This is a genomic window from Leifsonia sp. 115AMFTsu3.1, from assembly GCF_004362795.1.
GTDB lineage: Bacteria > Actinomycetota > Actinomycetes > Actinomycetales > Microbacteriaceae > Leifsonia.
Map to the genome: position 1 here is coordinate 1,847,976 of NZ_SNYB01000001.1, position 13,868 is coordinate 1,861,843.

Annotated in this window: 14 protein-coding genes; 13 read left to right on the plus strand and 1 reads right to left on the minus strand. The window is 69.8% G+C overall.

The window, feature by feature from the left end:
• The first annotated feature begins 81 nt into the window (after nucleotides 1-81).
• The 5 genes from AXZ95_RS08955 (at nucleotide 82) to AXZ95_RS08975 (ending at nucleotide 5,304) form a co-directional block, all read left to right on the plus strand.
• Nucleotides 82-405: a DUF2469 family protein gene (locus tag AXZ95_RS08955; protein ID WP_018190696.1), complete on the plus strand. Its 324-nt coding sequence runs from the start codon at nucleotides 82-84 to the stop codon at nucleotides 403-405.
• Nucleotides 406-541: 136 nt separating this feature from the next.
• Nucleotides 542-898 carry a YraN family protein gene (locus AXZ95_RS08960; protein ID WP_018190697.1) on the plus strand — a complete coding sequence of 119 codons (357 nt, stop codon included), beginning with the start codon at nucleotides 542-544 and terminating at the stop codon, nucleotides 896-898.
• Nucleotides 898-2,439: a YifB family Mg chelatase-like AAA ATPase gene (locus tag AXZ95_RS08965; protein WP_018190698.1), complete on the plus strand. Its 1,542-nt coding sequence runs from the start codon at nucleotides 898-900 to the stop codon at nucleotides 2,437-2,439. The genes AXZ95_RS08960 and AXZ95_RS08965 overlap by 1 nt, the downstream gene beginning before the upstream one ends.
• 254 nt (nucleotides 2,440-2,693) lie before the next feature.
• Nucleotides 2,694-4,082 (plus strand): DNA-processing protein DprA, encoded by a 1,389-nt coding sequence (gene dprA / locus AXZ95_RS08970; RefSeq protein ID WP_231374392.1) that lies wholly within the window; start codon nucleotides 2,694-2,696, stop codon nucleotides 4,080-4,082.
• A gap of 103 nt (nucleotides 4,083-4,185) precedes the next feature.
• Entirely contained in the window at nucleotides 4,186-5,304 is a 1,119-nt protein-coding gene (locus AXZ95_RS08975) for a tyrosine recombinase XerC (RefSeq protein ID WP_018190700.1), read from the plus strand.
• A gap of 231 nt (nucleotides 5,305-5,535) precedes the next feature.
• Here the strand turns inward: AXZ95_RS08975 and AXZ95_RS08980 are convergent, their stop codons facing one another.
• A complete protein-coding gene (locus AXZ95_RS08980; protein ID WP_231374393.1) occupies nucleotides 5,536-6,084 on the minus strand; it encodes a M23 family metallopeptidase in 549 nt (182 codons plus the stop codon).
• Nucleotides 6,085-6,341: 257 nt separating this feature from the next.
• Between AXZ95_RS08980 and AXZ95_RS08985 the strand changes: the two genes are divergently transcribed.
• The 8 genes from AXZ95_RS08985 to AXZ95_RS09020 all read left to right on the plus strand — a co-directional run bounded on the left by AXZ95_RS08985 (nucleotide 6,342) and on the right by AXZ95_RS09020 (nucleotide 13,857).
• A complete protein-coding gene (locus tag AXZ95_RS08985; protein ID WP_269209384.1) occupies nucleotides 6,342-7,916 on the plus strand; it encodes a sugar porter family MFS transporter in 1,575 nt (524 codons plus the stop codon).
• Between the two features lie 228 nt (nucleotides 7,917-8,144).
• Nucleotides 8,145-9,107, plus strand: coding sequence for a 30S ribosomal protein S2 (gene rpsB / locus AXZ95_RS08990; protein WP_018190703.1), 963 nt, complete (start codon nucleotides 8,145-8,147; stop codon nucleotides 9,105-9,107).
• A gap of 48 nt (nucleotides 9,108-9,155) precedes the next feature.
• Nucleotides 9,156-9,986: a translation elongation factor Ts gene (tsf, locus tag AXZ95_RS08995; protein WP_018190704.1), complete on the plus strand. Its 831-nt coding sequence runs from the start codon at nucleotides 9,156-9,158 to the stop codon at nucleotides 9,984-9,986.
• Between the two features lie 128 nt (nucleotides 9,987-10,114).
• Complete coding sequence (gene pyrH, locus AXZ95_RS09000; protein ID WP_018190705.1) at nucleotides 10,115-10,843, plus strand: UMP kinase; 729 nt, start codon at nucleotides 10,115-10,117, stop codon at nucleotides 10,841-10,843.
• 101 nt (nucleotides 10,844-10,944) lie between these two features.
• Complete coding sequence (frr, locus tag AXZ95_RS09005; RefSeq protein WP_018190706.1) at nucleotides 10,945-11,499, plus strand: ribosome recycling factor; 555 nt, start codon at nucleotides 10,945-10,947, stop codon at nucleotides 11,497-11,499.
• Nucleotides 11,500-11,502: 3 nt separating this feature from the next.
• Nucleotides 11,503-12,543: a phosphatidate cytidylyltransferase gene (locus AXZ95_RS09010; RefSeq protein ID WP_018190707.1), complete on the plus strand. Its 1,041-nt coding sequence runs from the start codon at nucleotides 11,503-11,505 to the stop codon at nucleotides 12,541-12,543.
• A 12-nt stretch (nucleotides 12,544-12,555) separates the two neighbouring features.
• Nucleotides 12,556-13,101 (plus strand): DivIVA domain-containing protein, encoded by a 546-nt coding sequence (locus tag AXZ95_RS09015; protein WP_018190708.1) that lies wholly within the window; start codon nucleotides 12,556-12,558, stop codon nucleotides 13,099-13,101.
• A gap of 54 nt (nucleotides 13,102-13,155) precedes the next feature.
• On the plus strand, nucleotides 13,156-13,857 hold the full coding sequence (locus AXZ95_RS09020; RefSeq protein WP_231374394.1) for a lytic transglycosylase domain-containing protein: 702 nt from the start codon (nucleotides 13,156-13,158) through the stop codon (nucleotides 13,855-13,857).
• The last annotated feature ends 11 nt before the right edge of the window (nucleotides 13,858-13,868 follow it).

Sequence of the window (13,868 nt, forward strand, 5' to 3'; positions counted from 1 at the left end):
GCCCGGTTGATCCGTCGGTTCGTCCACAGCGTGACCGCGACCGGCGCGCGAGTCGTCCGAGCGGCATAGACTTGACGGACGATGGATGAAGACGAGTTCGACGACTACGACCGCGAGGTCGAGTTGGCTTTGTATCGCGAGTACCGGGACGTCGTCTCGCAGTTCAAGTATGTGATCGAGACGGAACGACGTTTCTATCTGGCGAACGAGGTGGAGTTCGTGCGCCGCGATACGGAGCACGACTTCTACTTCGAGCTGACCATGAACGACGTCTGGGTATGGGACGTGTACCGGGCCGACCGCTTCGTGAAGTCCGTGCGCGTCCTGACCTTCAAGGACGTCAACATCGAGGAGCTCTCCTCCAAGGAGTTCGAGCTGCCCAAGGAGCTCGCGCTCGACGAGTGATCGCCGTGCTCTCGTGAGCGACTGAGCGTTCACGCTCCACCTGTTCACAGCCCCTGCTACTCGCGGTCTTTCCACAGATCTGTCCTTCCCGCTCCGCCGACCGGCCCACCAGCCGAGGCTGGATGCGGAGGTTGACATGGCTGAGAAAGACGAATTGGGCCGTCGCGGCGAGCAGGTCGCTGCGGAGTGGCTGCAGGAGAACGGGTACACCCTCATCGACCGCAACTGGCGGTGCCCGTCGGGTGAGCTCGATCTGGTGCTGCGGCGCGGCACCACGATGGTGTTCGCGGAGGTGAAGACGCGGTCGTCGCTGACCTTCGGGCATCCGTTCGAGGCGATCACGTCGCGGAAGGCGGCCCGCCTGCGGCGACTGGCGGCCGCGTGGTGTCGCGAACGGGAGCCCGGGGCTGTCGCGGTCCGCATCGATGCGGTCGCCGTGACCGATGCGTGGAGCGACCGGCCGGTCGTCGAGCACCTGACCGGGATCGCCTGATGGCGCTCGCACGCACGTTCGCCATCGCTCTCGACGGGTTGCGCGGCCACGTGGTCGAAGTGGAGGCCGACATCTCGGCAGGACTGCCGGCATTCGTCCTCATCGGGCTGCCCGACACGGCGCTGGGCGAGTCACGGAAGCGGGTCGGAGCGGCCGCGGTGAATGCCGGTTGCTCCTTGTCGCAGAAGAAGCTGACGGTCAATCTGTCGCCGGCCGCGCTCCCGAAGCAGGGGTCCGGATTCGATCTCGCCATCGCGATCGCCTCGCTGTCTGCGGCGGGCGTCGTACCGCCGGCCTCGGCGGGGCGAGCGGTCCACCTCGGTGAACTGGGACTTGACGGGCGGCTGCGTCCGGTGGCGGGCGTGCTCCCGGCCGTCCTCGCGGCCCGCGAAGCAGGGTTCGAGCGGGTCCTCGTTCCCGCGGGCAACCTCGACGAGGCGTGCCTCGTCGAAGGCATCGAGGTGGTGGGGGTGACGGGATTGCGCGCCGCGGCGATCGTGCACGGCGCCGAGCTCGACCCGGTGGATGAGGAACCGGTTCTCCCGGCGGTGTCGGAACAACGAGCAGCACCGGAGCCGGACATGGCCGAGGTGTCCGGCAACGGCGAAGCCGTCGAAGCGCTGGTCGCCGCCGCGGCGGGCGGTCATCATCTGGCGATGGTCGGTCCTCCGGGGGCGGGCAAGACGATGCTCGCCCGGCGCCTTCCGTCCCTGTTGCCGGACCTGGCCGGTGCCGACGCCTTAGAAGCCACGTGCATCCGTTCGCTCACCGGTTTGGGCGTCGGCGCAGAACTGGTGCGGAGACCGCCGTTCGAAGCGCCTCACCACACGGCATCGGCCGTCTCGCTGGTCGGCGGCGGCAGCGGACGGATCACCCCCGGCGCGATCGTCCGGGCTACGCACGGGGTGCTGTTTCTCGACGAAGCGGCGGAGTTCCCGCCATCCGTGCTCGATGCGCTCCGGCAACCGTTGGAGAACGGCAGCATCACCATCCATCGTGCACGTGGTGCCGCGTCGTTTCCGGCGCGGTTCCAGCTGGTGCTCGCATCGAACCCCTGTCCGTGCGGCCACTACGGTTCGGCGGATGCGGAGTGCACATGCTCGCCCATGGCCCGAAGACGCTACCTCGCCCGCATGTCCGGGCCGCTGATGGATCGCGTCGACATCCGCCTCACCGTACGGCGATTGGGTCTGGCTGCCCTCCATGCGGCCTCGGACGTCCACGCCCCGGGCTGGACCAGCAGCGAACTCCGAGCTCGCGTCGAGTCGGCCAGGGCCAGCGCGCTCGAACGACTTCGCGGGACGGGCTGGGTGCGCAACGCCGACGTGGCCGGCAGCTGGCTGCGATCCGGCGAGCGCCGGCTCGGGGCGTCGGCGATCGCGCCGCTCGACCGGGCGTTGGAGCGCGGCGGCATCACGATGCGCGGCTACGACCGGACCCTGCGCCTCGCGTGGACCCTCGCCGACCTCGACGGCGCGGGGTCACCGGATGTGGACCACGTCGGCCGTGCGCTGTTCCTGCGGCGCGGGATCAGCGCATGAGCGCCGCGTGCGGCGCATGCGCGGTCTCCCGGCTTGCGACGGCTGGGCGAAGCGGGAGCGGGGCGCTGCCGGATGATACGGACGCGACGAACGGGCCGGCGTGCGACGGGGCGAACGCATCGGACGAGAGAAGGGCGGAGGTGCCGGGAGCGGTGGATGACCCGCCGGTCGGGGGCGCACGCACCGGCGTGCCGTCGCCACCTTGCGGGGGACGTCGCTCCGGATCCGTCTTCGCGGGCCTGTCTGATGGCGACGTGGCGCGCCTGGTTGCAGCGGTGTCCAGTTCGCCCGACAGGGGAGAGGAGTCGTCCGAGCTGAGCGCCGAGCGGTTCGCCAGAGCCGCGCTGACGACGGCGATCGAACCAGGAGACCTGGAGGCGGGGCGCCTGGTGGGTGCGCTGGGCGCGGTCGGCCTGCTCCGAGCGATCGTGGAGGGGCACGACGCGGAGCACGTGCTGCACCTCACGCGTCACGCCGACGCGGTGCCGCTCCCGCTTACGGAGCGCTTGGCGCTGTCTCTGGAAGGTGCAGGCGAGCAGTTCGGGCACCGGTTCGACACCGACAGCAGCGGGGGAGCAGCCGGCAGTTTGCTGTCGGCGTTCGAGAGCCTCTCGCCGGAGCGGCCGCAGGTCGATGCGCGGGCGGTTCGTCGGATCGCCGAATGCCTCGCGCGCTGGCGGGTGCGGCTCTCCCTGGAGGAGTCGTGCCGAGCCCTTGAACGGGCGGCGCGGCTGGGTGCGGTTCTGCTGACACCCGACACGGAAGTCTGGCCGGAGGGTTTCGCGGCGCTTGAGGACGGCGAACCGCTCGCGCTGTGGATCCGCGGCGATCCAGAGCGCTTGGCGCGGCTGGACCGTTCCGTCGCTCTCGTCGGGGCACGCGCCTCGACCGACTACGGGGAGCACGTGGCGATGGAGGCGGCGGCCGGACTGGTCGGGCGGGGGTTCGCAGTCGTGTCCGGCGGTGCATACGGGATCGACGCGGCGGCACATCGCGCCACGCTGGCGAGCGGCGGGCTGACCGTGGCGTTCCTCGCCGGAGGAGTCGACCGTCTATATCCGGCGGGCAACAGCGATCTGCTCCGCCGTGTCTCCCGGGAGGGTGTGCTCGCGGCCGAACTCCCTCCGGGAAACGCGCCGACCCGGTGGCGGTTCCTGATGCGCAATCGGTTGATCGCCGCAGCGGCGAGTGCGACGGTGGTGGTCGAGGCGGGGCGACGGTCCGGATCCCTCAACACCGCAGGTCACGCCGCCCAGCTCGGGCGACCGCTGGGCGCTGTGCCGGGAAGCATCCTCTCGCCCGCGTCGGCCGGGTGCCACCGTCTCATCCGGGAGTACGCGGCCATCTGCGTCACGTCGGCCGACGAGATGGCGGAGCTCGCAGACCCCCTGGGAACCGGCCCGACGGGCGAGCCGGGCGCGGCGGCCGTCGACACCGTCGAGGTGCCGCGGGAGGGCGGAGATGCGCAGGGCGCTGTCCTGTCGGCTCTGGCATCCGCGCGGGGCGCCAGCGCAGACGAGATCGCGGCGCGGTCGTCGTTGCCGTTCACGACGGTCGCCGCGATCCTCGGCCGGCTCGACCTCGCCGGCCGAGCCCGGGAGAGCGGCGGAGGTTGGTCGCTCAGCGAACGGAGGCACGCGTGACAGCCCGTCCGTGGACGAGAGGCAAGGTGGCTCCGGTCCGTCGCGTCTCGCAGAACGCGCGTCGCTGCCCACGCCGGAGACGGTCCGGGGTCAAGCTGGGGAGGTGAGTCTGGATGCGGCCATCGAGCAATACGAGCGGCACCTGCGGGTGGAGCGCGGGTACTCGCCGCAGACGATCCGCGCCTACCGCTCGGACCTGGGGGCGCTCGCCGCCTTTGCGGCGGAACGGGGCGTCGCGACCGCGGACGCACTGACTCTCGACCTCTACCGTGACTGGCTCTGGGAGGGTTCCAAGCGGGGCCTCGCGAAGTCGACGCTCGCGCGTCGGGCGGCGTCGGCCCGCGGCTTCAGTGCATGGGTCACGCGTCAAGGCGAGGGGCCCGGAAAGGCCGGCTCGACCGGTGGGGCGCTCGGTGGACGCGTTGCACCCGATAGTTCTGCCGGGACAGGCGACGGGATCGGGCCTGCGTCCGCGGCAAACGGCGAGCCCGCGGGGACGGCTCGGGATCAGGCGGTCGTGGCCCCGGCAGCGTCGGCTCCAGGTCGCGCGGCCCTGGATCCGGAAGCGGCCGGGACCGCAGCCGAACATGCGGTCGTGGACCCGGCCGCGCGGTTGCGGTCCCCGAAAGCGGACAAGACGCTTCCGAGAGTCATCACGCGGGAGCAGATGGACGAGATCCTCGCGGCGCTCGCCGCACGGGCAGAGGATGGGGACCCGGGTTCGCTGCGTGATGTGGCGGTGATCGAGTTGCTCTACGCGGCCGGGATCCGCGTGTCCGAGCTCACTGGGCTCGACGTCGACGATGTGGACCTCGGCCGACTGACCGTCCGCGTGATCGGCAAGGGGTCGAAGGAACGCGTCGTGCCCTTCGGGGTGCCGGCACTGCGGGCCATCCGTGCGTGGCTGTCGGGCGGGCGTCCGCGGCTCGCCGTTGCCGGGTCAGGGCCCGCGCTGTTCCTCGGTGCGCGCGGGGCGCGGCTCGGGAGCCGCGCCGTCTACGAGCTGGTCGCCGGTCTTCTCGCCGACGTGCCGGGGCGAGGGCCGTCCGGGCCCCACGCCCTCCGCCACACGGCCGCCACGCACCTGCTCGACGGCGGAGCAGACCTCCGAGCGGTGCAGGAGCTGCTCGGCCACGCCAGCCTCGGCACCACCCAGATCTACACCCACGTCTCGACCGAACGGCTCAAAGAGGCGTACCGGATCGCCCACCCGCGCGCCTGAACCGGACCGCTCCGCCCACCCGGGCGCCCCAACCGGGCCGCTCCGCCGACCCGGGCGCTCGAACCGGGCCGCTCCGCCCACCCGCGCGCTCGGCGGCCTGGGCGGGCTGGGCTGGCGGGGCCCGCCCTGCAAGCACATCCCCGACCCGCCCGGACCGGGCTGACAGGCCTGCCCCTCAAGCACATCCCGACCCACCCGGACCTGGCTCCATGGGCTGCCGCCAGGCGGAGCTCACCCGCCTCCGAGCGGCAGGAGGATGGCGGGCGGCACCCGCCCGAAGAACAGCATCGGCGACACGTACTCTCCGTTCATGCGGACACCCACGTGGACGCACGCCGTGCCGCAGTGCCCGCCCGACGCGACGACTCCGATGACCTCGCCTGGGGCGACCCGCGAACCCACCGGGAAGTCCGACGACGCCGGCTCGAAGCTCGAAAGAACCCCGCCGCCGTGGTCGAGAGTCAGCACCGGGCGATCCACGACCATCCCGGCGAAGCGTACGGTCGCGTCATCCGGCGCGATCAGAGGAGCCCCCGCCGTCGCCGTCAGGTCGATGCCGCGATGGCCCGCGGCGTACCGCGTCGGAGGTGCCGCATACGGCGCTGAAACCGCGGGGTCGGCGACGGGCCACATCCACTGCGCCCCGTGATCGGACGCCGCCGGCCGCTGTGCAGAGCCCGCCCGGTCGGCCACGAGGTCCATCGATGGACTGACGGAAACAGCCATCACGGCCGCACCGGCGGCCCCGGCCGGCAGGAACAGCACGCAGACGATGAGCACGCACAGCACGACACACCAACGCGACGGGGCCGCCCGCGATCGCCTTCCGCGCCAGCGCGCACCACGGTTGAGCCGCATGCCGCCAGTCTCTTCGTGCAATCGCATCCGTCCGCCTTCCGTCGAGCCGTCCTTCCACCCTCCCTGGCGCGGCCACCGGTCGCTCAGGCGCAGCCCGAACCAGTGGACAAGTCCGGGCGGGACCCGTCTGTGGACACGCCAGTGGCCGACGGTTCTCCCCGGCCCGTTCGCGGCGTACCGTGAGATTCGCCCTCGCCGCCCCCCGACCGGGAGCCGCGAACAGTGGGCCGCACAACCGAAAAAGGGATGACATGACTGAAGAGAGCAGGAACGCAGCCGCCACGAGCGACGAGAACGCACCACGGCCCACGGCGGCGATGCGGCGGAGAGTCACCGGACTGGCGATCGCAGCGGCGGTCGGCGGGTTCCTGTTCGGTTTCGACTCCTCTGTCATCAACGGCGCGGTCGACTCGATCCAGAAGAGCTTCGCGCTGAACGCCTTCGTCACCGGGTTCATCGTCGCCATCGCGCTGCTGGGCTGCGCCGTCGGCGCCTTCATCGCCGGTCGCCTCGCCGACCGCTGGGGGCGCCTCAAGGTGATGCTCCTCGGCGCGGTGCTGTTCCTCGCCAGCTCCATCGGAGCCGGCCTCGCGTTCTCCGCCTGGGACCTCGGGTTCTGGCGCGTCATCGGCGGTCTCGGCATCGGCATCGCGTCCGTCGTCGCGCCCGCCTACATCGCCGAGATCTCGCCGCGGCAGTCCCGTGGCCGACTGGCCTCCCTGCAGCAGCTGGCCATCACGATCGGTATCTTCGTGGCCCTGCTCTCGGACGCCCTCCTCGCCGGCGTGGCCGGGTCCGCATCCCAGCAGCTCTGGTTCGGGCTCGAGGCGTGGCGGTGGATGTTCCTGGTCGGCGTGATCCCGTCGGTCGTCTACGGCATCCTCGCCCTGACACTGCCCGAGTCGCCCCGCTTCCTGCTCGCCAACGGGCGCCACGACGAGGCACGGGAGATCTTCACCACGCTCGTCCCCGAAGAGGACATCGACCGCCAGATCGGCGACATCGAGCGCGCCATCCAGGAGGACAAGGAGGGCGCGAAGGCCACCCTCGCGGGCAACCGGCTGGGCCTCAAGCCGATCGTCTGGATCGGCATCATCCTCTCCGTCTTCCAGCAGTTCGTCGGCATCAACGTGATCTTCTACTACTCGACCACGCTGTGGAAGGCGGTCGGATTCACCGAGAGCAATTCGCTGCTCATCACCGTGATCACGTCGGTCACCAACGTCGTCGTGACGATCGTCGCCATCGTGCTCGTCGACCGCGTCGGCCGTCGCCCCATCCTGCTGACCGGCTCGGTCGGAATGGCCCTGTCGCTCGGCGTCATGGCGCTTTCGTTCGCCTTCGCGGTCAAGGTCGACGGCGCGGTGTCGCTGCCGAACCCGTGGGGCCCGATCGCCCTGATCGCCGCGAACATCTTCGTCATCTGCTTCGGCGCGTCGTGGGGACCGCTGGTCTGGGTGCTCCTCGGCGAGATCTTCCCGACCAAGATCCGCGGAAAGGCGCTCGGCGTCGCGGCGGCCGCGCAGTGGATCGCCAACTTCCTGGTGACGGTCTCGTTCCCGCCCATGGCCGACTTCTCGCTGCCGTTCACGTACGGCATGTACGCGATCTTCGCCGCCCTCTCGTTCTTCTTCGTCTTCTTCAAGATCCCGGAGACGAACGGGATGGCGCTGGAGCACGCCGAGACCCTCTTCCGCGAGGCGGGCGGCAAGCGCCGGGGTGTCCAGGTGCGCTCCAGCGGAGACTCCGCCTGACCCGCGCTTCCTGATAGCATGTCTGAAGCACTCCGCTCGTCGGAGTGACTACGCGTGCCCGTAGATCCTCGCAAGAGGCGCCTTTCACCGGGCGGGGCGCGCATCCACCGGTCTCCCACTCCACTCGACGGCCTCGCCGTGCGGGCGGTGGGATGCGGATGCGCGCGGGGCACCAGGAGTGGCGGCCGCCGGCCGTCGCAGACAACCGCAACCAAAGGAGAAACGGCAATGGCCGTCGTCACCATGCGCCAGCTGCTCGACAGCGGCGTCCACTTCGGACACCAGACCCGTCGGTGGAACCCGAAGATGAAGCGCTTCATCCTCACCGAGCGCTCGGGCAGCTACATCATCGACCTGCAGCAGTCGCTCGCGTACATCGACAAGACGTACGACTTCGTGCGCGAGACCGTCGCCCACGGCGGCACCATCCTCTTCGTCGGCACGAAGAAGCAGGCCCAGCAGGCGATCGCCGAGCAGGCGACCCGCGTGGGCCAGCCCTACGTGAACCAGCGCTGGCTGGGTGGCCTGCTGACCAACTTCTCGACCGTGTCCAAGCGCCTCGCCCGCATGAAGGAGCTCGAGGAGCTCGACTTCGAGGGCACCACCAGCGGCTTCACCAAGAAGGAGCTGCTGATCAAGAAGCGCGAGCTGGACAAGCTCCACAAGTCGCTGGGCGGCATCCGCAACCTCAGCAAGACGCCGAGCGCGCTCTGGGTGGTCGACACCAAGAAGGAGCACCTCGCGATCGACGAGGCCAAGAAGCTGGGCATCCCGGTCATCGGCATCCTCGACACGAACTGCGACCCGGACGAGGTCCAGTACCCGATCCCGGGCAACGACGACGCGATCCGCTCCGTCACCCTGCTGACCCGCATCGTGGCCGACGCCGCGGCCGAGGGCCTCATCCAGCGTCACCAGAAGCCCGAAGAGGGCGCCGAGCCGGCCGAGCCGCTCGCCGAGTGGGAGCAGGAGCTCCTGCAGCAGTCGTCCGACGAGGTGCAGTCGAGCGCCGAGACCACCAAGGCCGCTGACGCGGACCTGGCGGCCGCGAAGGCCGACTCCGCCGAGGTCGTCGCCGAGGGCGAGGCGGACGCTGTCGAGGCTGACGCCGTCGTGGCCGCCGAGGCCGACGCCGCCGAGGCCGAGTCGACCGTCGAGACCGACGCACCTGCGGACGCCGAGTCCAAGTAACCCGCGTCAACCAGAAGTCTTCGAGAAAAAGAAGGTTCCAGTCAGAACATGGCAAACATCAGCATCGCCGACATCAAGGCTCTCCGTGAGCAGCTCGGCACCGGCATGGTCGACACCAAGAAGGCCCTCGAGGAGGCCGGTGGAGACATCGAGAAGGCCACCGAGATCCTGCGCCTGAAGGGTGCGAAGGGCAACGCGAAGCGTGCCGACCGCTCCACCAGCGAGGGCCTCGTCGCCGCCAAGGAGAACGGCAACGGCACCGCCACCATGATCGAGCTCGCGTGCGAGACCGACTTCGTGGCGAAGGGCGACAAGTTCATCGCCCTGTCCGAGAAGGTTCTCGACGCGGCTGCGGCCGCCGGCGCCACCACCGTCGAGGAGGCCCTCGCGGCCCCCGCCGGCAGCCAGACCGTCGCCGAGCTCATCGGTGACGAGGCCGCCATCCTCGGCGAGAAGGTGGAACTCCGCCGCATCGCCGTCGTCAACGGCGAGAACTTCGCGATCTACCTGCACAAGACCTCCAAGGACCTGCCGCCGCAGGTCGGTGTCGTCCTCGGTTACACCGGTGACGACGCGGAGACCGCTCGCAGCATCGCGCAGCACATCTCGTTCGCGAACCCGACCTACCTCAACCGCGAGGACGTCCCGGCCGACGAGGTCGAGAACGAGCGTCGCATCGTCGAGGAGATCTCGCGCAACGAGGGCAAGCCGGAGGCCGCGCTCCCGAAGATCATCGAGGGCCGCCTCGGCGCCTACTTCAAGCAGGTCGCCCTGCTCGAGCAGGAGTACGCCCGCGACAACAAGCTGACCATCGCCCAGGTGGTGAAGGATGCGGGCCTGACCATCACCGGTTTCGCCCGGTTCAAGGTCGGCGCGTAACAGATCATGAAGGAGTCCGGATCGTGAACACGATCCGGACTCCTTTTCTGTGCGCGGGAGGATGTCCCTCTCCCGCGAGCACCCACTAGCTTTAACCAGAACCACGCACGGAAGGACGCTATTCACGCATGTCGGCAGCCACCCAGAGACATCCTTCACAGCGACGCAGGGTCCTTCTCAAACTCTCCGGCGAAGCGTTCGGCGGCGGACAGCTCGGCGTCAACCCGGACATCGTCAGCAGCATCGCGCGTGAGATCGCGCAGGCCGCACAGGACGTGGAGATCGCCATCGTCGTCGGCGGCGGCAATTTCTTCCGCGGGGCCGAGCTCTCGCAGCGCGGCATGGACCGCGGTCGCGCCGACTACATGGGCATGCTCGGCACGGTCATGAACTCGCTCGCGCTGCAGGACTTCCTGGAGCAGGCGGGTGCCGAGACCCGCGTCCAGTCGGCGATCTCGATGACCCAGGTCGCCGAGCCGTACATCCCCCGCCGGGCGGAGCGGCACCTCGAGAAGGGCCGGGTCGTCATCTTCGGCGCCGGCGCAGGGCTCCCGTACTTCTCGACCGACACGGTCGCCGCGCAGCGGGCGCTCGAGATCAGCGCCGACGTCGTGCTGGTCGCCAAGAACGGCGTCGACGGCATGTACGACGACGACCCGCGCACCAACCCCGATGCGCGCAAGATCGACCAGATCAGCCACCAGGAGGCCCTGCAGCAGAACCTGAAGGCGGTCGACTCGACGGCCCTCAGCCTCTGCATGGACAACGGGATGCCGATGCGCATCTTCGGGATCGAGCCGGCCGGCAATGTCACGGCTGCTCTGCTCGGCGCCGAGATCGGCACTCTCCTCGGCTGAACGGCCAGCGCTGGTCTTCAATGCCGCCGCCGGTCCGGCACCGGCGGCGGCGTGACCGCGCAATAGACTAGACAGCGACCCACCGATCTGAAGGAGAAACCGTGATCGCGGATGTGATTTCCGATGCCCGTCAGCGCATGAGCAAGACCGTGGACGCGGCGAGGGAGGACTTCGGCACCGTGAGCGCGGGCCGGGCCAACCCGGCACTGTTCCAGAAGGTGCTGGTCGACTACTACGGTTCGCCGACGCCGCTCGCCCAGCTGGCCGGGCTCCAGAACCCCGAGGCCCGCGTCCTGCTGGTCACGCCCTACGACAAGTCGGCGCTGAAGGACATCGAGAAGGCCATCGTCAACATGCCCAACCTCTCGGCCAACGTCGGCAACGACGGCGAGATCGTCCGGGTCACCCTGCCCGAGCTCACCGAGGACCGTCGCAAGGAGTTCGTCAAGATCGTCCGCGGCAAGGGCGAGGACGCCAAGGTCGCGCTGCGCAACATCCGCCGCCGGTCGAAGGACGACCTGGATGCGCTGAAGGGCGAGGTCGGCGACGACGAGCTTGCCCGCGCCGAGAAGGAGCTCGAGGCGATCACGCGCACTCACGTCGACGCGGTCGACGACGCCCTGAAGCGCAAGGAAGCCGAACTCCTCGAGGTCTAGCCGATGACCGACGAGAGCAGCCCCGGGGCGCCGACGCAGGGGGCGCCGACGCCGGGAGCACCGCTGCCTCCTGGCGGGCCCGAACTGCACGGTCGCAAGGGCAAGGCACGCTCGCGGGAGGAGTTCCGCGCCCAGGTGCAGGCCACCCGCGCCGACTTCGAGCGTCAGGTGCAAGCGCGGAAAGCGCAGCTCGATGCCACGAACGAGCGGATCGCCGAGCGCACGGGCCGCAACCTGATCCTCGCGATCGTGATCGGCCTCGCCGTGGGCGCGCTGGTCCTGGTGAGCCTGATCTTCATCAAGGAGCTTTTCCTGGTGTTCGGGATGGCGATGGCCGGATTCGCCAGTTTCGAGCTGGCGCAGGCGTTCCGCGGGTCCGGACGCCGTGTGCCCCGCATCCCGACCGTGATCGCCGCGGTCGGCATCGTCCCGGCCACGTTCTTCCTGCACGCGGGCGGCATGCTCGTCGCGCTCACAGCGGGCATCCTGCTCGTCGTCGTGTGGCGGCTGGTCGAGGAGCTGTTCGTGCCCGCTTCCCGGCGCGGCCCCGGCGCCCTCGGCCGGGACCTGCTGTGGTCGGTCTTCGCCCAGCTGTACGTGACCCTGCTGGCCAGCTTCGTCATCCTGCTCCTCGCGGAGCCGGGCGGCGAGTGGTGGGTGCTCGCGTTCCTCATCCTCGTCGTCTCGGTCGACACCGGCGCCTACGTGAGCGGCCTGTCGTGGGGCAAGCACCCGATGGCGCCGACCATCAGCCCGAAGAAGACGTGGGAGGGGTTCGCCGGCGCGGCCGCCGCGGCGATCATCGCGGGCGTCCTGCTGTCGGTGTTCATGCTGGGCGAGGTCTGGTGGTTCGGCATCGTCTTCGGCGTCGTCCTGCTGCTGACCGCGACGGCGGGCGACCTCGCCGAGTCGCTCATCAAGCGGGATCTGGGCATCAAGGACATGAGCTCGTGGCTGCCCGGTCACGGCGGTTTCCTCGACCGGCTCGACTCGATCCTGCCGTCAGCGGCGGCCACCTACGTCCTGTTCCTCATCTTCCGATGACAGAATGGGGGAGTGAGCACCTTCCCCCGCAGCCCCAAGTCCAAGCCGGGCTATGACGTCGAACAGGTGGATGAGTTCCTCAAGCTGGCGCGCCGGGCGTACGACGCCGACGAGGACGCTCCCTCGCTGACGGCCGCCGACATCCGCCACGCGGCGTTCTCGATGGCCAAGGGCGGATACTCCACGACGCACGTGGATGCCGCGCTGGAGCGTCTGGAGGACGCGTTCGCGGCCCGGGAGCGCGAGGCCATCCGCAGCCGCCAGGGCGATGCCTCGTGGTTCGAGGAGGCGCGCACGACCGCGCAGGTCGTCCTGAACCGCCTCGACCGTCCGCTCGGGCACCGGTTCGACAGGGTCAGCTTCCTCACGCTCGGCTACAACCGCAACGACGTCGACCGGTTCGCCAACCGGCTGGTCCGCTATTTCCAGGACGGCCGGCCGATGAGCGTCGAGGAGGTCCGGACGGTCACGTTCCGCGAGCAACGGGGCGGATACCGGGAGGTCCAGGTCGATCTGCTGCTCGACAGCGTCACCGATGTCATGCTGGCGGTTCGCTGAGTGCGGGCGTCGATTCTTGGTTCTGAGCCCGATGTCCGTTATCGTTCTGTGATCGTGGGTAGACGAGCAGCAGCAGCAGAGATCGTGCCGCTGACTCCGGCCAACCCGGTCGGCGTCGCGTTCAAGCGATCCCGGCGACCGCACATCCGGTCGCGAGCGACCCTTCTGGGCTTCGCGTTCACCGCCGCCGTGGGGTTCGCACTGGTCAATGTGGTCGATCCGTTCTCCGGCACGACCACGACGCCGGCGTACGCGGAGTCTCTGCAGGAGATCCCCACCACGCAGCGCTACGACGGCGCTCCCACCCAGAACCTGACGGCTCCGGATGCAGCCGGCCCGACCATCACGCGCGATGCGGTCACGGTCAAGGAGAAGCCGAAGCCCACTCCGACGCCGACACCCACCCCGAAGCCGTCCGCCAAGAAGTCGTCCGGCAGCAGTAACCCGACCGCTCCGATCCCCACGGCGGGCACGGCGCGTGACATGGGCTACCAAATGATGCAGGCCCGGGGCTGGGGCGACGACCAGTGGGGCTGCCTCGACTCGCTGTGGAGCCGGGAGTCCGGCTGGCGCGTGAACGCGGCCAATCCCAGCGGCGCGTACGGCATCCCGCAGGCGCTCCCCGGCAGCAAGATGGGTCCGGGCTGGGAGACGGACGCGTCGGTGCAGATCAACTGGGGTCTCGGCTACATCGCGGGCCGATACGGCACACCGTGCGGCGCGTGGGCGCACTCCGAGTCCTCCGGCTGGTACTGACCTGACGCTGA